Annotated in this window: 14 protein-coding genes and 2 pseudogenes; 12 read left to right on the top strand and 4 right to left on the bottom strand. The window is 64.4% G+C overall.

The window, feature by feature from the left end:
• Positions 1-678 precede the first annotated feature (678 nt).
• The 7 genes and pseudogenes from HUA78_RS45340 to HUA78_RS47100 form a co-directional block, all read left to right on the top strand.
• Positions 679-1,296 (top strand): cadherin-like domain-containing protein, encoded by a 618-nt coding sequence (locus HUA78_RS45340; RefSeq protein WP_174479086.1) that lies wholly within the window; start codon positions 679-681, stop codon positions 1,294-1,296.
• Positions 1,297-1,471: 175 nt separating this feature from the next.
• The gene (locus tag HUA78_RS45335; RefSeq protein ID WP_174479085.1) at positions 1,472-2,020 is read left to right on the top strand and encodes a hypothetical protein; all 549 of its coding nucleotides are present in this window, start codon (positions 1,472-1,474) and stop codon (positions 2,018-2,020) included.
• 326 nt (positions 2,021-2,346) lie between these two features.
• Entirely contained in the window at positions 2,347-2,784 is a 438-nt protein-coding gene (locus HUA78_RS45330) for a DUF1801 domain-containing protein (RefSeq protein ID WP_174466728.1), read from the top strand.
• Positions 2,785-2,956: 172 nt separating this feature from the next.
• Positions 2,957-3,802 carry a helix-turn-helix transcriptional regulator gene (locus HUA78_RS45325; protein ID WP_174466727.1) on the top strand — a complete coding sequence of 282 codons (846 nt, stop codon included), beginning with the start codon at positions 2,957-2,959 and terminating at the stop codon, positions 3,800-3,802.
• 121 nt (positions 3,803-3,923) lie between these two features.
• Positions 3,924-5,108 carry a hypothetical protein gene (locus HUA78_RS45320; RefSeq protein ID WP_254624252.1) on the top strand — a complete coding sequence of 395 codons (1,185 nt, stop codon included), beginning with the start codon at positions 3,924-3,926 and terminating at the stop codon, positions 5,106-5,108.
• Between the two features lie 90 nt (positions 5,109-5,198).
• Complete coding sequence (locus HUA78_RS45315; protein ID WP_174459478.1) at positions 5,199-6,863, top strand: TIGR02996 domain-containing protein; 1,665 nt, start codon at positions 5,199-5,201, stop codon at positions 6,861-6,863.
• Positions 6,864-8,525: 1,662 nt separating this feature from the next.
• Positions 8,526-8,745 (top strand): annotated as a pseudogene (locus HUA78_RS47100) (transposase); the annotation flags it as partial.
• A 250-nt stretch (positions 8,746-8,995) separates the two neighbouring features.
• Here the strand turns inward: HUA78_RS47100 and HUA78_RS45305 are convergent.
• Entirely contained in the window at positions 8,996-9,961 is a 966-nt protein-coding gene (locus HUA78_RS45305; protein ID WP_174466724.1) for a serine protease, read from the bottom strand.
• A gap of 338 nt (positions 9,962-10,299) precedes the next feature.
• On the opposite strand from HUA78_RS45305, the gene HUA78_RS45300 reads away from it, so the two are divergent.
• Positions 10,300-11,784 (top strand): hypothetical protein, encoded by a 1,485-nt coding sequence (locus tag HUA78_RS45300; RefSeq protein ID WP_174479082.1) that lies wholly within the window; start codon positions 10,300-10,302, stop codon positions 11,782-11,784.
• Between the two features lie 152 nt (positions 11,785-11,936).
• Here the strand turns inward: HUA78_RS45300 and HUA78_RS45295 are convergent, their stop codons facing one another.
• On the bottom strand, positions 11,937-12,137 hold the full coding sequence (locus tag HUA78_RS45295) for a hypothetical protein (protein ID WP_174466721.1): 201 nt from the start codon (positions 12,135-12,137) through the stop codon (positions 11,937-11,939).
• 390 nt (positions 12,138-12,527) lie between these two features.
• Here HUA78_RS45295 and HUA78_RS45290 point away from each other — a divergent pair, with 390 nt between their 5' ends.
• The 3 genes from HUA78_RS45290 to HUA78_RS47095 all read left to right on the top strand — a co-directional run bounded on the left by HUA78_RS45290 (position 12,528) and on the right by HUA78_RS47095 (position 13,717).
• Entirely contained in the window at positions 12,528-12,722 is a 195-nt protein-coding gene (locus tag HUA78_RS45290; protein WP_254624251.1) for a hypothetical protein, read from the top strand.
• Positions 12,723-12,843: 121 nt separating this feature from the next.
• On the top strand, positions 12,844-13,179 hold the full coding sequence (locus HUA78_RS45285; RefSeq protein ID WP_174466720.1) for a hypothetical protein: 336 nt from the start codon (positions 12,844-12,846) through the stop codon (positions 13,177-13,179).
• A complete protein-coding gene (locus HUA78_RS47095) occupies positions 13,094-13,717 on the top strand; it encodes a hypothetical protein (RefSeq protein WP_254624250.1) in 624 nt (207 codons plus the stop codon). Before HUA78_RS45285 ends, HUA78_RS47095 begins: the two co-directional genes overlap by 86 nt.
• Positions 13,718-13,944: 227 nt before the next feature.
• Here HUA78_RS47095 and HUA78_RS45275 read toward each other — a convergent pair whose 3' ends face one another.
• Entirely contained in the window at positions 13,945-16,098 is a 2,154-nt protein-coding gene (locus HUA78_RS45275) for a hypothetical protein (protein ID WP_174466719.1), read from the bottom strand.
• A gap of 962 nt (positions 16,099-17,060) precedes the next feature.
• The gene (locus HUA78_RS45270; RefSeq protein WP_174479081.1) at positions 17,061-17,957 is read right to left on the bottom strand and encodes a hypothetical protein; all 897 of its coding nucleotides are present in this window, start codon (positions 17,955-17,957) and stop codon (positions 17,061-17,063) included.
• A gap of 523 nt (positions 17,958-18,480) precedes the next feature.
• Here HUA78_RS45270 and HUA78_RS45265 point away from each other — a divergent pair.
• A pseudogene (locus HUA78_RS45265) lies at positions 18,481-18,738 on the top strand (transposase); the annotation flags it as partial.
• Positions 18,739-18,866: the final 128 nt, after the last annotated feature.

Genomic DNA, 18,866 nt, shown 5'->3' with positions numbered 1-18,866 from the left:
CACCCGGCCCACCCGACACCCTGGAAGTGGGTACAGCGTTTCCATTCCCTGGGTGTATTCGCCCCGCTGGCAGCTTGCCGCGTCTGCCTACTCCCCAGAGGGGAGCCACACGAAGTGCGGGAGAGCCAGTTCCGTGGACACCCGAGATGTGATGGAAGGAGCACGGGCGGTCCGCGAACGAAGAGAAGCTGAACAAGCCCCGCGGACCTCGCCGAGAGTTTTCGGAAAGTTCAAGGCCGAGGGGCGCAGAGCTGGCCAGGCGTCAAGCGGCGCGGGTCGCCCGGGCATGCGCATCTTCTCAATGATCGAGGTTATCAGGGAGGCACAGGGGCTGAAGTCCGGACGAGCCTCAAGTGCTGTTCCTCGGCTCTCCGTGGTCTGGCGACCCGCGGGCTGCCGGCGTCAGGTCGAGTGAATTGGTTTCCTCTGCGACTTGCGCCTCCGGGCCCCGTTATGGGGGCAGCACCCCTCTGGGTTTCTCGGGAAGGGGGGCTTCTTTCTCTGAGGGGCATGGTGGCGTATCAACTCGTTCGTTTGTACCTGAGCCTCACTTCCGTACGGTGGCCGCGGCAATTCGCCTGCACCCCAGGATTCTTCCCCGGCATCCGGGGCTCCGTCCTTTTTGTCTCCGTGGCCCTCGCCGCCTGTGGAGGAGGGGAGAAGCCCCCTCCGTCCAACGTGGCCCCGTCCGCACGCGAGGACCTGGCGACGCTCTACGAGGACACCGTCCTGGTGATTCCAGGCGCGTCGCTCGTCTCCAACGATTTCGACGCGGACGGCGATTCGCTCACGCTCACCTCCGTTGGCACGGCGACCCATGGCAGCGTGACGTGGGTCGGCGGCACCGCCACCTTCATCCCGGAGGCGGACTTCTCCGGAACCGCGACGTTCGAGTACTCGGTGTGGGATGGACGCCTGACTGACACCGGGATGGTGAGCGTCCAGGTCAACCCCGTGCACGACGCACCCGCAGCGGTCGCCGATACCCTGGCCACCCCCGAGGATTCCGTGCTGTCCCCATCGCCTCAAGTCCCGACGATGTCCCGTCCTGACAACTCGAGATTCCCATCAACACGGACAATAACCAGACGGCCTTCGACGCTGCGGCCGTGTACCGACGACGTGGCTGCATGGACCCCTTCCAGTGCAATGACTCAGGGCTTCTGGCGCAGGGGCGTGGAGCTGCCTGGGGCGTCGATGTCGTCCGCGCTCGAAGAGAGACCTCGTGGCCACGATGAACCAACGCCTCACGGACGAGGAGTTCATGTGTCTGTATTTTCGTTGTTGAAATGCTGATGCAATTCAGTTTCACTTGATGGGCATTCTGGACTATGTTGTTCCCTGAGGTCGGCTCGAGACTGCTTGCGCATCCATCTGACGTAACAGGACACGCGGTCAGTCGACGGCCTGCCTCGATTGCAGGGACCCATCACGGGCGTCGCTGGTGCGGCCGCCCGATACACGAGGACTCATGAATACGAGAGTAAACCCGCTGGTTGTCACACTGGTTGTTCTGGCGATGTCTACGGGCACGAGCGTCGCCGCCACCTCTGCCGCGGGGGCTGTGTGTACGGAGCAGGGCTTGCCGCCGTCCGGCTTCCCGAGTTGCGTGTGGTCGATTCCGGTGGCGGGTGGCGAGGTGCTGCTCGACACAGTGGGCAGCGCCAGCGCGTCGGAAGTCCGCCAGGCGCTGGCCGAGGGGCGAGCGCCGAATCTCGCCCCCCACGTCGTGAGTGACGAGGAAGGCGCGCTCGCGGTCGAGGCGTTGGTGCTCGCGACGAGTTCGCTCTCCGACGTCATCGTCGGCGAACTGCCAACCTACGAGCAACCAAACGGCGATGTGCAGGTGTCGGTGCTGGCTGGCACGCTCACGGGCCCGTGGGGCCCGACGGGCCAGGAGGCCATGCTCAAGATTTATTTCTACAACTGGGGCCACGGTCACTGGACGATCATCATCGAGTTCAGCGAGCACAACGGCGTTGGGTACGACAGCAAGGGCGGCTGGTTCAATCTTCAATAACGTACCTGATGACCTCTCGCGCTGGTCGGGGGACGTCGGGGCGTTGAATGGCCACGAGCGTCCGGAACCGCGGCGCGCGGCACTACCTCAGCAGGCTGGGCCACGGAGAGGTGCTTGACGAAGTCCAGTGCCTGCCGGGCGCCGAGTACCCTGAACCAGCGACCGTGGTTCCCACATGACCTCAGGCGGTGCGCCTGAGGTCGGCTCGGCGCGGGCATTGGGCGACCGGATTTGGGGAGGCACAGGACCTGTGCGCCGCGCGTCTGACGCTTCCGCTGCCGCGCGTGATTGCGTAGCGTGAGGCCCCCGAGTCACGAGGAACGCTCATGGCCAAGAAAGTCGCAGCCAAGAAGGCGCCAGTCAAAACGCAGAAGAACAAGGCCTCCGTCGCCGAATTCATCGCCGCGGTCGATGACGACGCCCGGCGCGCGGACGCCAAGGCGATTGACAAGATGCTGCGCGAGGTCACCGGCGAAAAGCCCGCCATGTGGGGGTCGTCGATCATCGGCTATGGCTCATACAAATACACGAACACGATGGGCGAGGCGGATTGGCCGAAGATCGGCTTCAGCCCACGCAAGGGCGCGACCGTGCTCTACATCGTGCCAGGCTTCCTCGCGTCCGAACCGCTGATGAAAAAGCTGGGGAAGTACAAGAACGGAAAGAGCTGCCTCTACATCAACAAACTCGCCGACGTGGATCAAAAGGTGCTGCGCGAACTGGCCACGCGTTCGTGGGCGCACATGAGCGAGAAGTACGGGTAGGAAAAAGCGGAGCCCGGCACACTCTGTCGCGTGAGAGGGGTCAGCCGATGCGCTTCAGCTCCTGCACGGCCGGAGTGGGCTTCCCTTCGCCATGGGTGCGGCGCGCTTGACCTGGGCTCCTGGATGGAGCCTGGAGATTGCAATCGATTCACGGGCCGTACATAGGGGCTTCGTGTCCTCCACACCCGTCCTTGGATTTGGTCGCTATCTCGGCACACCGCTCCAGCGCTTGGAGGTGGCGGGGCTCGTCTTGACGGAGAGCACCTATCCTCCCGACGTCGTCCTCCCTCTTCACCGGCACCGGCACGCGGGCTTCCGGCTCACGCTGGAAGGCGGCTTCACCGACGTGTTGGAAGGACGCGCCCGGCAATGTCCTCCCAGGTCGGTGGCCTTCCAGGCACCCGAGGTCGCCCACGAGCAGCGCATCGCCGGTCGGCTCACCCGCACCTTCAACGTCGACTTCTCCGAGGCGGTCTGGCGGTCGCGCTACCCCCTCGTCTCCCGGCTCGACAGCCGGATGGAGCTTGCGTCGGCGCGACTGTCCACGCTGACCGCGCGCCTCTATCAGGAGTTCCGCCACGGGGATGACATGACGGCGCTGGCCATCGAAGGGCTGGCGTTGGAGCTGCTGGCTGAGGCCGTGCGCGCCACGACGCCCCCGAAGGCATCGGCTCCTCCCGCGTGGCTCGCACGGGTGCGGGAGTTGCTTGATGCGGTCCGGGGGCCGCCTCCCACGCTCGCGCAACTGGCTCGCGAGGCGGGGGTGAGCCCCACGCAACTGGGCCGCACCTTCCGCCAGTTCTTCCAATGCACTCCCGTCGACTACCTGCGCCGCTCCCGACTGGAGCGCGCCAGCCGGGCACTGCGAGAGACGGCGCACCCCATCAGCGACATCGCGCTGGAGGCGGGCTACTACGACCAGAGTCACATGACGCGCGAATTCAGCCGCCGACTCCACCTGGCACCGGCCGAGTACCGGCGCCTGCTCGCGGGCCGTTCGTTTCGTCCAACGGGATGAGTTCCGTCCAAGACATCCTCGCGCGGGCGGGGTCAGCTTCAGCGCCATGACTCCGGACCCGCTCGCCTCCACCGTCCCCGTTTCCTCCCCGACCTCCGACGCCCGCTGGGGAGTACCCACAGTGGCCCTCGTCGCCACGCTGTGGCTGGCATCCGCCAGCTGCGTCTCACGGCAGGAGGTCCCCACATCTCCCGCGCCGGCCATCACCCGCGTGGAGGCCGGGCGCACGCACTGGGTGCTGCGTCCCTCCGAGGCCTACGACGCCCTCTGTCTGTTGAACCTGCTCCGTGGCGACGCGTTCTACACGAAGTACTATCCCGTGGAGTTTCAGCGCTTCTCCGTTCTCCTCGAGCCCAGGGAGAAGGCCGCTCTCGCGCACCTCACCGAGCGGATGGGAAAGCAGGCCGGGAAGATGGTGGGTCCCCATCTGACGCTCGTCTTCTCCGTCACGGGTGCCACCACCGTGGAAGACCTGGCAAGGACGGTGTCGGACGATGCCGCCTGGAAGGCGATGCGTCGGGACTTCGAGGCGACGAGTTACAGCGAGGACTCCGACTTCACCGAGATGGAGGACGTGCGCCAGGACCTGGGTGTGCTGCTCGCCTTCCTCCAGCGCATCGGCTTCTCGCGCATCTGGCGCGCGGAGTACCTGCCCCAGGTGGAACAGGCCATCGCGCGATTCGGCGTCCAACTGGCACCCCATGACGTGGTGGGCTGGGACGAGGACGTCCTCGGCCGGGTGCTCCACGTGGAGGCGCTCAACGCCCACGTGCTGAAGTTCGTCAAACCCCACGGCATCCGGGTGACGGGCTGGAACTTCCTCACCGACCTCACCTATCCGCTGAGCGTCACGGTGAAGACCGCCGTGCATGAGCTGCTCCACCCGCCGTTCAAGCGCGAGGGTGCCATTGACGCGCGGTTGACAGCCCTGGAGGCGGACCCGTACTTCCAGCGACTGGTGCGTGAGCACGACCCGGCGTTCGGCTACACCACCGCCCAGGGGCTGACGGAGGAGGACTGCGCCGAGGCCATCGACGTCTTCGTCAGCGAGCGCCAGGGCTTGCTCCGCGCGAGGGACGGCAAGCCGCTCACGGGCGCGGCCTTCTTCCGCGACCACGACGATGGAATGCACGTATTGGCCTATGTGCTCTATGAGGAGCTCCGGCGCGCGGACTTCTCCCAGTGGACGACGTACGAGGGCTTCCTGCTGAAGCTGTTCGACACGGGCGTGCTCGTGCCCGGGAAGCTGGAGCAGCGATTTCGTTCCTACACCGGCAACTATCCCGTGAAGGCATTGAAAGAATAGGCCCTCAGGCGCGCGCGGCCCCGGGCATCGGCGTGTCGGGAGAAGCCTTCCGTGCGGCCCGTGCCTCGAAGGTGGAGATGCCCGCGGACGGTGCGGGGGTTGGACTGGCATCAGCGGAAGGGCGACGCGGGGTTCCTCGAGTGGCTCGCCCCTCCGCATCTGGGCGGCGTGACGCGGAGGCTCGGCGTGGAGGTGGATGGGCCCGCTCGCGTTGGCGGGCATGTCGCCGCCTGTGCGGAGGCTGGAAATCTTCAGGCGGTATACGCTGGCGACGTGACCGAGGCCCTGCACAGCTACCTGGAGCGCGCGGCGGAGTGCTTCGCGCGGCAGGAGGAGGAAGAGGCCTTCGGCGCCGTGATGGATGCGTGGCGCGAGTGTCGCGCGAGCGAGCTGGTCCTGTTCGCCCAGGAGTTCGAGGCGCGTCTCGACTCGACGCATGCGGGGCGGGAGGGGGAGTCCGCGGAGGCTCGTCGCGCGGCGCGGGACCTGGCTCGCGGGCTGGGGGCGCAGGGGCAGCCGCGCGAGGTGGATGCGCGGCTCGATGCCCTGCTCGACTGCCTGCCCGACCCCCGGTTCATCCCCGGGTTGCTCGCCATCGCGCGACTCCCCTCGGCGGAGGAGCCTCAGCGGGTGTTGAGGCTGTGCGCGGCGCTCCGGCACGTGGGGCCGCCCTTCGACGTCGAGCCCCTCGAGGCCCTGTATGAGCGGATGATGCCGGAGGCTTGGGCCTCGGCCGCGCGGCTGTCTTTCGTCATCAGCCTGGGGCGTGACTGGGTGCCGCGGGAACTCGACGCGAAGGCGGGGGAGCTGCTCGCGGCGCTGTGGGAGGCCCTGCGTGTTCGCGCGGAGAAGGAGTCGCGAAACGCCAGCATCCGGGAGACGTGGTTGCCCCGTGTCTATGCCAACCCCGAGGACGACGACGTGCGGCTGGTGATGGCGGACCAGTTGATGGAGACGGGCGACCCCCTGGGCGAGTTCATCGTGCTCCAGTGCTCTCCCACTCCTGACGAGGAGCGCATCGACGAGTTGCTCGCGACGCACCTCCGGAGCTGGGAGATGCCGCTGGGGGGCCACATCGATAGTGGGGCGACCCGCTTCGAGCGGGGCTTTCCCGTGGCGGTGCGGATGGCGAAGGAGGCGGCCTCTCTGATTCTCCCCGAGCCGGGACCGGCCTGGAGCACGGTGCGGGAGATCGACTGGGCGACGGTGGCCTGGTCGGTGGTCCACGCGCAGTGGCTCGCGCATCCGCATCTTCGGGGCGTGACGCGGATGCGACGGGTGGAGCCGTACTGGGCCCGTTTGATGGGGCCGCCGCCCTCCGTCAGTCGGCTGGAGCTGTGGGGGTCTGTCGCGGACCAAGTGTACCGCACGCCCGCGCTGGGGGATGTATTCGACAGGCTGGCCCTGTGGCCGAACCTGTCGTGGCTGGAGTTGCACGCCGGGCACGAGGAGGACGTGCGCCTGTGCGCGACCTCCACGCTGGCGACGAAGCTGGAGCGCTTCGATGCCACCATTCCGGGAGCCTGGACGCTCACGGTGCGCCCGGGCGACAAGGTGCCCATCGAGGTGACGCTGGTGAGCGCCCGGGCTGGCGAGTCGTTCTGGAGGCTCCTTTCCGCGGCGGAGGGTTTCGGGAAGAGGGGCCTGCGGGTGCGCTGTCATCGCCAGGTCGACGCCGCGAGCGTCAACGCCCTGCGGTGGGCCACGTCTGGCTTCTCCCACGTCGAATGGGTGAGCGTGTCTGCCTTGCGGTAGAATGGCGACGTGGATGACAACGTGTACGCTCACCTGGAGCGCGCCGCGGAGGCCTCTGCCCGGCACGACGAAGAGCAGACGCTCGCCGGACTGTTGGCCGCATGGCGGGCGTGTCGCTCACCGGCTGCGGCTCCCGGAATCTCGGGTCCAGTGCCCGCGTGCGTCAGTGAACGTGTCATTGCATGTCTGGAATTGAGATGAGGATGGCGTGGCGTTTGCTCGGGCTGCGTTCGCCAAGATTGGCATCACCTTCCCGCAATGAGGTGCATGATGGAACCCAAACAGCTCACGGTGCGACGCTGGTCCGAACTCTCCAGCAAACCACTCTCGGAAGAGAGTGTGCGTGCCCTGCACTTGCCCGCGAGGAAATATCGGGTGCGCGTTAATCGGTATTCGCCGGGGGAGGATTTCGCTGGCGCAATGCGGGCCGGTACGTGCTACGTGTTGGCCGGGCAATGCCAGATTGAATTCGGCACGCAGGTCGCCCAGCTCGCCGCTGGGGATGTCGCAGAGTTTCCTGGATGCAGGTATCGCGTGGTGGTGAGTCGCGATGCTGGGTGTGTTGTTGTTTTTGCTTGGGAGCTTCCAGAGGAGTTTGCTCGATAGGAGAAGGTCGGACTCTGCGTTGCGGAGTCCTTCCAACTCAGTGCCCAGGTGTCAGCCTGGGCACATGTAGAACCTGGGCCACCTCGCGCAAGCTGCGTCCCGTGGTGGATTGCCCCGCCACGGGACGCATGCTCACGTTCCGCCTGGGGCGGCCCCATCCCCAGCGGCTCCACCGGCCGGTTGGAGGTGATGAGGGTCGAGGCGCTCCGTCACCGCTACCACGGCGGTAGGAGGGAGCGCCGCGCCTCACCGGGGGCCAGTGCAGACTGTCAGGGTTCGCCGTATGTGGTGCAGGAGCTGAAGCGCATCGGCTGAACCCTCTCACGCGACAACTACCTTGACGCTCACCGCTTCCCTCGGGAGCAGCGGCTAAACCGGAAGCGGATGCCTCCCAAAGACAGCGCAAAGGCGGCGCCTTCCGAGGCGCCTCCTGCGCGAACATTGCCCGGTTACGCTGGATTCGCCTGCGCGCTCAGCTCGCGCTGCTGCACTGGGGAGCGCTCGCACTGCTGGGGTTCAGGTTGCTCCTTCAGAAGCTGTTGCTGGCCGGTGATGGAATCACCACCGCTACTGCAGTCATCCAGGCAGAGGGCGTGCTCTGCTACGCATACGGCGGGGTCTGACGTGTGTGCCAAACAGTCTTTGTAAGCCCGAACGCAGATGTTTTGGCACGACGCCTCTGCTGCCTGAGCCAGCACCAGGCCGCCCACCAACCCGCAGGTCGTAGCGATCTTCCTCAATCGACTGTTCATGCTCGAACTCCTTCTGACGGGGTCCCCTGCGCTCCAAAATTTAGCACGGGGAATATCTGTGCGGCAAATGCCCGCCGCGATGAGCAAATTCAGAGGCAGGCCACCCCGGGGCGGCCTTCGTGCGACACAGACGCCAGTCCTCCGCCCGAATGAAGTCTGCCGGAGTGGCGTGTTGGCCAAGGTAGGAGTGCTGACATGCAACGGTTCGAACTGCAGCAGGCAGATAGGGAGTGACATGCCCTGCGGTTTTCGGACCACCTGAAGCTTGAGAGGATGCCGTCTCCGGACATCACGGAGGCAGGCAGTGAAGAAGAGTCGGTTCAGCGAAGAGCAGATGGTCGCCATTCTGCGAGAGGCGGAGCGGTCGTCCGTGCCGGAGACCGCGAAGAAGCATGGAGTGAGCGAGCCCACGGTCTACGCGTGGCGCAAGTGCTTCGGGGGCATGGACGCCAACGACACGAAGAGGCTGAAGCAGTTGGAGGCGGAGAATGCCCGGTTGAAGAAGCTGCTGGCTGAGCGAGGCCCTGTCCTGGGGCTCCTGTGGCCAATCGCGGCCCGCCCGGCTGGCGTCCACCGCCTGCGACAGTCCTCCGCAGGCGGTGTCGAGTCGGCCGCGTGCAGCGGCAGGTTGCTTTGCCCCAAGGCCCTATCCCCAATGCTCCACCGCCCCTCTCTACCGCTCCAGGAACTCGGTGACCCCGTAGGCGCTGCGCTTACCTACCTTTGACGTATGCATGACGCAGCGATCAAACTTTGGGTACGCACAGGGGCGCGTTACAGGTCCTTCACGGCGTCATACAGGCTGCCCGCCGTGTCGTAGCTGAAGTAGGGGCCCTGCCACTTGTTGACCATGGTGGGGTCCGAGTCCCAGAACATCCAGCTGTTCACCGAGTACAGATAGGCCCAGTAGTTCTGACCATAGCTTTCCAACCAGGGCCCGCCGCTGGCGCCGCCGGTCATGTTGCAGGAGATGGAGGGAAAGCCGCCCTCGTTCCACGTGCCGCCCTGGCAGAAGAGCAGTTGGGAGCCGTTGAAGGGCGGGGCCGCGGGGTAGCCGAACTGGTAGATGTACGCACCGTAGGGAGCTCCCCACTTGATGCCTTGTCCCCCCACGGCATCGACGATGCGCGTGCCATTACGGTCGTTCATCACCGCGGCCCCCACGTCGTAGGCCCGGTCCCCGTTGTTGGTCCACCCGTTCTTCGACCAAAGGCTGGTGGACGTCCAGGTGCCGTGGGGGGAACCCGAGTGGTAGTTGGGGACGAAGGCCCAGTTGCTGAACCAGTTGCGACCGGAGCCGCCACCATGCACACAGTGTCCCGCGGTGAAGACGACCCGTCTGCCATTGCTGTACACCGTGCTGCCCGAACACACGTAGTTCTGCCCGCCGTCCGTATAGAAGACCTTCCCGCTCATCGTATGAATGTCGGCCAGCGGCGCGAGGCCGCCTCGCGGCTCGGCGCCGTCCACGGTGCGGCTCACGTTCTCCGGCGCGACGGGCTTGAGGCTGATGGGCGCCTTGCCGGACGTCGTGGGGGGCTCCGCGGGAATTGCCGAGGCCATCCGTTCCGGAGTCCAGTAGGCGAGGATGCGAGCCTCATCCAGCGCTGACGCGAGCGTGGAGGAACTCGTGTTGTCCGCCGGGTCGGCGGTGGGCGCGGCTCGCGTGGAGGGGACCGCGCCCAGGAATCCAAACACCGCGACGGCAAGAGCGACTCGACTCCGCGACACGAATGGCATCGGCCAGCCTTTCCAATGACGACTGCGGGTGAGGACCGCCATTGTCATGGTTGGCAGGGGAACGACTCAATACGCGGAACCTCGTAATGAGAGGAAATAGATCGGGGAGGCCGCGCTACTTCTTGGGCCCGGACGTCGGCGGAGCAGGGCATGTCAGCCGCCCCCTGTGTCAGGGAGTTTGTCGCCTCTGCCGTGCGCGCCTCGCTCACTCGCAGTGACGCACGGTTCGACAAGGCCGTGACGCGCTCAGGACGCAGCGGCCGAGGTTGGGTCGGCACGGGTAGGAAAGAAGTGCATCGGAGTGTCGTGAAACGGTCTCGCTCGCGTATCCTTGCTTCATGGGCCTCTTCAATCGTCTCTTCGGTCGCGCGGGCAGGCCGGCACCCACCTCGCCCGAGGCTGTGCGCGAGCTGCTCTTCGATGCTGTGCAATCACAGAATGACGCCGCGCTCATCCGGCTCTGTGCCGAGCACGAAGCCCTGCTCCTCGAGCACTACCCTGCCTGGTTGACGGTTCCCGAGAGCGTCCGCAAGGAGCCGACACACCTCCAGCGCTATGGCCAGGGGCTCATCGGCATCGCTCAGTGCCTCGCGGAGACTCGGAACCGGCCCGAAATGTTCCAGCGGATGATGGGGACTCCCGCCGATAACCCCATCGTGCGCTGGCAGGAGACACGGGAGCGCGCCAACACGCTCATGCGCGGGCTGGACTTCGAAGGTGCGCTATCGCTGCTCACTCCCGAGGCGGAGCGAATCCAGGGCCTGTCGGGAGGAAGCGCCGAGACCATGAAGGCCATGACCTTCGGGCAGATGGCCGCGTGTCATTTCCAGGAGGGCCGGGCGGAGACCGCGCTTCCGCTCTTCCGGCAGGCGATTGACCTGTGCCGGAGAGCCGGTGACGACGAGGGCGTCGTCGCCTACCTGGAAAACAGCTTCGAGGCGCACCGCTACCTGGGACAGGGAGTGGATGCCGCAGGCGTGGCCATGGAACTCGCGGTGGCGCTGGAGCAGGTGGGCCAGGATTCGCGGGCCCGCCGCATCCGGAAGGTTGCCGAAATCGTCCGGGCCGGTGAGCCGCTCAATCGGGTGGTGGCGGAACTCGACAGCGTCACCCTCGAACTGGACGAGCTGCCCGCGCTCATTGAGGGGAAGCTGCAATTCATCTTCTGCCGCAATCGACTCGACCTCGCGCGCACCACGGCCCTGGTCGAGCGAGGCCGTGAGCTGGGCGGGCAGGGCCGCTACGAGGAGGCGCTTGCGCTCTTCGAGGAGGCACGGCGTATCGACGCCTACTCGCCCGAGCCCCGCTACGAAGGGGCCGTCACGCTCCTCCTCCTCCATCGCGCGAGCGAGGCCGTGTCCTGGTACGACGAGGTGGAGGCGCTTGCGCCGGGCTGGTACCGGTGTCGCGCCGAGCGCTGGCTGGCCGCTGGAATTGCCGCCGGAAGGATTCCGTACCTGGCCTTCACCGTGATGCGTACGCTCGAGCTTCCGAACCTGGGAGCGGAGGACCGGTTGCGACTCACGCGCCAGGCCATCGGCGAGGCACCGGGAGTGCCCGAGCTTCAACTGCAACTGGGCCGGCAGCTCACGGCGCTCGACCGGAAGGACGAGGCACGGACGGCGCTCGAGGTGGGGTTGGCGCAGGCGGAGGAGTCAGACATCCGCTCGCGTCTGCTGATCGAGTCCGCGGCCGATGCCGCGCCTTCGGCGGACCGGGACAGGATGCTCCACGAGGCCATGGAGCCTGGGGGAAACCTGGTCGCCGCGGCAATGGCGCGGGTCCTACTCCACTCGGGAACCGGCCAGCACCTGGTTCACTGAGCCGCAGTCTCGTGCCACGAGCCCGCCTCGCGCATTGCCGACCCAGGAAGAACGATGACGGCGCGCGCCTCGCTCGTTCGCCTTGACGCGCTGCTTGACGGGGTCTTGACGCACTCATGCTGCAGCGACCGAGTTTTGGGTAGGCACAACCGTCACGAGCGCTCCTCCACGTAAGCCAGGAGGCCCGTGGGGGTGTGAGAGACGGCGCGCGCGCGCTGGCCGCGTGCCGCCAACTCGGCGTGGACTGCCTCCATCAGTCCGTCGTGGGTGGAGGCCTCGACGGTGAACTCCGGCCCGGGGTGTGGCGCGCCCGAGGGGGAGGCAAGGACGAAGACTCGGACGACGCTCTGCACACGGGCCTCCCGGACCAAGTGGAGGCAAGGCGCGCGGTGGGAGGGGCGCCCTCGATGTGCGAGGGCGTTGGGAGCCGCGCACCTCACCTCCAGCGAGGACAAATGCCTCGGGCCCGATTTCGGGGACATCCGGCGCGCGCATTTTCGCTCAGGGCCTGCGCATCAATGAGTTGCCTTCGTCGGGGGACAGAGCGCTATTGGCAACACCTGCGGCTGACGACGGAGCCCACGCGCGAGCCGAAGCGCATGCGTGGAGGCGCCTCTTCTTCCGAGACTCACAGAGAAGATTGGGAGGGACCGACGATGAATCCAGGCCAAGGGTGTTTGAAGCGAGAAGAGAACACGCTTGGCGACGCGCACGCTGGCGAAGTGGCTGCCATTGCGGCAGGCGTGACGACGTGCCCGTGCCCGTGCTCGGAGCGAGAGGACGAGGCGCACAATCCGAGCGACTACCTCGTGACGGCCGAAGAGTACCCCGAGCACCCTGCCGCCCTGGCCGGCTACGCCAGATGGGTGTTCTGCGTCCACTGCGGCGCGTGGCGCGCCGACGACGATGGCGCGCCCGATGCGGACTGGATGCCCTGACGCGTGCTGCGTCCGCGTGGAGAGCGGGGCGCACGAACCCCGCTCCTCATGGCAGGACCGACTCGGTCTCTTTGTCGATGGCCAACACGTTGAAGCCCCACTTCGACGTGGAGGAGACACCATGGACACCTACCGCGTTGCGAGACTGCCAGCGAGCCTGCGCGGCTTCGCGCCGCCGGACACGAGCACGCAGCCTGGAGGCTATGTCGAGGCGGGCGACTATCTCGTGCTCGAGGAGAAGTCCCGCCACCCCACGCCCGACACCGATTACGCCCGACTACTGGTGCCGAAACTGAGCGCGCTCGACACCTGGGTGTGCACGCGCTGGCGCACCCAGCGCTACGCAACGTTCGTCTCCCAGGAGCGCGCGCATGGCCATGGTCCGGCTGTCGTTCGAGAGCGAGCCGCTGGCCGTCTTGGAGGAGCGTCTCATCGCGCTCCTGGGGGCGTCCCCTGACTACAGGTACAACGTGAGCCGGGTGTACTACCCGTGGGCGCTGCCGGGCGTCCGTGTCCCGTTGGCGCCGCCCCGGCTGAACAACTGCTGCACCTTCGTCGAGGCCCTGCGGGTGAAGGCCTTCTCCGAGGCGCACGGCGCTGCTTTCTCGTGGGACGCGCGTCGCCATCGGCAGATGATGATTGCCTCCAGCCAGGACTACTTCTCCCCCGTGACGGCGGCCGTCGAGTCCGGCATGGCCCTGGTGGCACCGTCGGCGGATGTGCCGCCCCACCCCTGGACACTCATCCAGGGGTGGCGCAGTCAGTGGGGCGCGGGGCACACCTTCCTCGTTGCGGACCACCATGCGGAGACGGACAAGGTGCTGGTGCTGGAGTCCAACGCCGCCTACGGCTCGACGGTGTCGGCTACCGTGGCCTCGGCCAGCTGCGCGACGTCTTCTGCCTCCATCCTTCTCCGGAATGGTGGACGCGGAACGAGGTGTGGACGTGGCGCCGCATCTGCTCGACGTACCCCTTCAGGCGGCAGGCGTGCGTGAAGATCAAGAACCACAAAGGTAGTACCAAGTGTTCCGTCCTCCTGGCACATCTCGCCGCTGGCCGCCTGCTATTTCAGCCCAGCAGGTGGCCAGGTTTCTTGCCGGCAGATGTTGGAACTTGTTAGTCAGAGTCCTGGCGAAGTCGTGGCCGTTCCCTTCTCAGTAACTACTACATGGGTGATGCACCCATATAAACAGTATTGCGTGCCTCGCCGAGGAACGCCTTGCTATTGTCGGACGATGCGCAGCCCATACCAATTGCAGCCAACACGGGCCTTTCCGTAAAAGCTCCCGGCTCGCATGTCATAGGAGTATGGCTTTGCTCCCACCATCACGTTCCAGTCGAATACCCAGTTATGCTCGTGACTGTAGCCTTGGTTTTTCTCTGCTTGGCCCAGGGTGATTCTGAATTTGTTCTGCTCGTTTAGGCTGTCGACCTTCTTGGTGTAGGCGGCGAGTCGTGCCACGTAGCCTGGGTCGATAGCGTTGATGATTTTGTGTTCGAATTGAGTCCAGAGGTTGTTGGCTATGCCTCCAAGGAGGCTGTTGAATTGGCTGTTGATGAAGCTTGCGAGTTCTGGTTGGGTGAAGATGAGCCTGCGAGAAGTCTGGCTTAGTTGAATCCCCGCGACATCGAGTGTCCAGTTCCCGATCTTGAAATTGAAGATACCGGTGAAGTTCGGGCGGTTTGGCGCGCCGAAGGTTTGCGGGGTTGGGAAGATGTGGCTTGTATGGAGATCCATGTTGTCGATGCCAATTACGAGTTCGTCCGCGTATGAGGGGCCCCAGTACTGTACAAACCAAGCCTTCTTTCTTCGCTGCAACTTCCCCTTCATGGAGATTGAGCGGAAGAGGACTAGGTTGGTCTTTCTGGTTTTGAGAATGAAGCGCCTGTCTCCAAATGAGGTGGAAATTTCTTTGTTGAACCCGCTGCCGACTGAGTCATTGATGAATGTTGGGGTCGATTGGCACACGTTTTCTTGAACGCATTCGTACTCGTCGTTCCCATCCCAGTCGTCAATGATGGGGGCGCAGCCAGCATTCGTCCATACGGTGTTTTGTTTCGGCGAGACAGTCACTTGGCGAATGGCTGTCGATGCCGGCCAGAACTTCTTGCAATAAGGAAGACCGCCGATATTACAGCCCGAGCTGCAGTTCGGGTCTGGCGTCCAGTTACCTCCCGGTGACTGGTGGTTGTTGACCTTGCCGCAGTAGCGCACGAATTTCCCGAGCACGAGGTCATTGGGTCCCAGGCTGGATGGTGCCAGTGTTGGTGCCACAGGTGTCGTGTCGCTTCCCGCCATCTTTTCCTGCTGTAGGTCGATGCGGACGATTCCGGCGGCCACTTGGTACTGGCCGTCCCCCAATGCGGTTTCACCGGGCACCGCAGTGAACGTGGGGTCGAAGTCGATACGCTCCTGATTCGCACTCAGCCACGTCCTGAATGAGGATAGTTTGTCGAGGTCGACCTTGAACAGTCCGATGTCTGTAAATTGATACATTTTCCCGCCGGCGAGTACTTGAAGATCGGGATTGACCAATTCCCGCAACGGTGCGTCGCCTGCGATGTGCTGTTTCAAGTCTCGGAGATACTCGGCTCGATCCACCTCGTAGGTAGTCTCGTTGACCGGGAACTGAGCTAGGTAGGATTTGAGATTTGCGAATCCGCTTGGCAGCGAATTGGCCGCAATTGAATTGGCTGCGAGGGTGTGGAAAAGGGAGTTGAAGTCCTCTTCCGTGGTGAACTGGAGCACTCCGGCCGGAAAGTCCGCATTGGTGACAAGGCTGGGCGCCCGGCAGTCCGAGGCACACGTAATGCTCGTCTCGTTGTTGTTGCAGGCACCGTCCCCACACGAACTTGCTACGCCGCAGTCCGCAGAGCACAGGACATAGTTCTCCCCACTGTTGCACACCCCGTCCCCGCACGTGCCACAGTCAGCAGGACAAGACGAAGGCGTCTCACCGCTGTCGCTATTGCAGGTGTCATCACCACAGACAGCAGACCCCACACACTCGAACTCGTCGTGCCCATCCCAGTCGTCAACGACAGGGCTACACCCGGCATTGCGCCAGACATTATTCGCCTTCTCTGAAACAGCCACCTGTTGAATGGTCGTGGAGCCGGGCCAGAACTTCTGACAGTAAGCCAATCCGCCGACGTTGCAGCCCGAGGAACAGTCCGGGTCCGCCAGCCATGCGCCATCCGCGCCTTGATGGCTGTTGACCTTGCCGCAGTAGCGAGCAAAGCGCCCTAGAACGGAAGTCGTTGTCAGCGCCGCCTCGCGAGAAACCAGCTCATGACTTTCTCTGTCCCTGGTCGCAGGGGCCTCGAGGGGGACGGCACCGACCGAATCCGGATTCGGCGTCCCGGGCTCATCCACGAGAAGTCCACACGAAGTGGATAACAGTACTGCTGTGGCAAAAACAATAAGCCCACTTCTTCCGCGTGTCATTGCTTATCTCCCTGTCAGTCCGAAGTTCCCTCCATTCCGGCCGCAGCCCTTCATGGAGAGAAGTCTGAAAGCCCAGCAGAGGACGGTCTCTTGAGAGAACTCGCAAGAAAGCGCCCACCCTGAACTTGTCGGGCGTGCACAACAACGTCCGGCGCAAGTGCACTTACCACGAAAATCCAGGATCTCAACCCTCTCTGGATTCTGAGGCTGTGGTTGTAAAGTTGCACCAGTAATCCGACCAGTGCGCTTGCCTCTCCTCGGCGCGCCCTGCTGGGCAACGCGACAGGGACTATCGACGACGCGGTACTCCGCGTCGTAGTGACGGCCGACGCGGAAACCCTCATAGCCCCAGCGTTTTCCCCATCGTCCGGGCTCGCCAAGTCCAGTGCCCCCACATTCTCCGGACTCGTCCTCAACTGGGATTGAGACGCTCCAAGTAGCAGTGCCACGTAGAGAGCTGTCCATGGTCTATTGTCGCCCAGCAATCTCTGCCGGACGGACCACCTTCTGGAGGGGATCCGGTTCAGGGGACAGGTCGACTGCTCGCGGAGTTGGGGAGCAAGGACTCGCGTGCTCACCCAATCACCTGGACTCCGATATCCCCAGTATTGCGTCGCTCCGGTTCGTGCTCCCTCTGGCAGGTAAATGTCACGGCCCAGAACTTGTCCGCATGCCCGCGGCTGGTGCGCTCGGCATCGAAGGACACCCTCCTCGAGGGCAACACACGCTTCTTGATGGAGTGAATCTGCCTGACAAGCTCACCCTCTCTCAGTGTGATGAGTGACAGATACCTCCCTCTTCGTTGGCGTCCACGGGAGCGGTTGAGTCCACAAATGAGTCCCGGGGGATGCTGGGTTGGCCCTGGAGAGAGGGCCAACCCAGCCGTTGAATCAGTTGCGGACGGCGATGTAGCTGAGCGTTTCTCCATACCAGACGCCGCCGCCGTTATGATACCGGTATTTGTATGCGCCGAACGCCTGCCACCTGTAGCTGTCCAAGACCTGAACGTTGCTATCGAACAGCAGAAGGGCATTATCGCCCTCGCTGCCCACTTCCTCGTAGCCCACGCTCGTGGGGAGCACGAGCACCGACCAGTCGCTCACGGCGGTGTTGCCCTGCGTGGCGAAGGTCTGGCCATTCGAGGCGAAGCCAGTGAAGCTCGCGTTGCGCGAGACCAGCAGGTAGCTCACCTGGCCTGCGCCTACGAACGACAGGCCCTGGTTGGTATGGCGGAACTTGTAGGGGGCTTGGAGCTGCCAGGTGAAGTTGTCGACGATGGTGTAGGACGCCGAGAACCGCAGCAGGGCATTGTCGAACTCGAGGCCGGGCTCTTCGATGCCGGCCGACGCGGGACTGACGATGATGTTCCAGTCAGCCATCGACGTGCCCGATGGCACGGCAAGGTTCTCACCATGCGTGAGCGTACCGGCGACGCTCAACGCCTTGCGGACCAGCAGAAAGTCGACGCTGCCGACATACCAAGTGCCAGGCCCACTGCTGTTACGATACTTGAAACGGGCCCAGACCGACCACGCAACGTTGTTGAGAGGAGAAGCCGATACCTCGAAGCGCAGGAGGGCATTGTCGTCCTCGGAGTAGATCTCCTGGAAACCCATGTTCCTGGGAACGAGCAGGATGTTCCAATCGCTGACGCTCGTCCCCGGCGGAGCAGTGATGGTTTGTCCATGATACGTAGTGCCCGCGACGGCATTGGCGGCCATCGCAGCTGAGGGGGTGATGAGGGATAGGACTGCGACAAGAACAAGACGCACGCGGACGGTGAGCATGGCGAGCTCGCTGAGTGAGAGGTTGGGTTTGGTCTATAGTTGACTGGCCGTGAAGTCCAGCAGTTCAGAGCGTGCCATCGAACAAGTCGATTGCTGGTTGCGCGGTGCTTCAATTTTTGGAGAGAGGTGTAGCCTCATTCAGGAGCGTTCGTCTTTCAGTAGCTCTAGGTGCAGAGCGCGAGGCGGTTTGGGGACTGCTATCGCGCACCTTGTGCGATAGGACCACGCGGGCTTCTCGCGCCCGCAGATGACCTTGTCGTGCTTCCGGTTGGTGTCTTGGCTGGCCTTCCTCATGTTTAGTTCCTGGGGAAGCGAAGGCCGCGCGGCCGAACGCCGGTGGCGGCTCGCCCCAGTGAACTGCCTAGAGTCTTTCCTCGAGCCCGAGGTCCGTAATGTGCGGCTCAGGAGCCGGGAGCTGCGGTGCGCGGCGCCGGATAGCGGGAGTGGGTGTGACATGCCCTGCGGTTTTCGGACCACATGAAGCTTGAGAGGATGCCGTCTCCGGACATCACGGAGGCAGGCAGTGAAGAAGAGTCGGTTCAGCGAAGAGAAGATGGTCGCCATTCTGCGAGAGGCGGAGCGGTCGTCCGTGCCGGAGACCGCGAAGAAGCATGGAGTGAGCGAGCCCACGGTCTACGCGTGGCGCAAGCGCTTCGGGGGCATGGACGCCAACGACACGAAGAGGCTGAAGCAACTGGAGGCGGAGAATGCCCGGTTGAAGAAGCTGCTGGCTGAGCGGGACTTGGACATCGAGGTGTTGAAGGAAATCCAAGCAAAAAAATCTACGCTGGCAAATATGGCCTGAGCCCGGGGTGTTGCCCCTCTGAGAATGGGAGGAACGCCATGGCACGAACGACAGCCCGCCCCCTCGCCACCCGCGAGGTGAGAATCGACAGCGAGCGCCGGCCT

Source organism: Myxococcus sp. CA033, from assembly GCF_013336625.1.
Classification (GTDB): domain Bacteria; phylum Myxococcota; class Myxococcia; order Myxococcales; family Myxococcaceae; genus Myxococcus; species Myxococcus llanfairpwllgwyngyllgogerychwyrndrobwllllantysiliogogogochensis.
The sequence above is the reverse complement of the archived record's forward strand: the minus strand, read 5'-3'. Positions and strand labels throughout refer to the sequence as shown.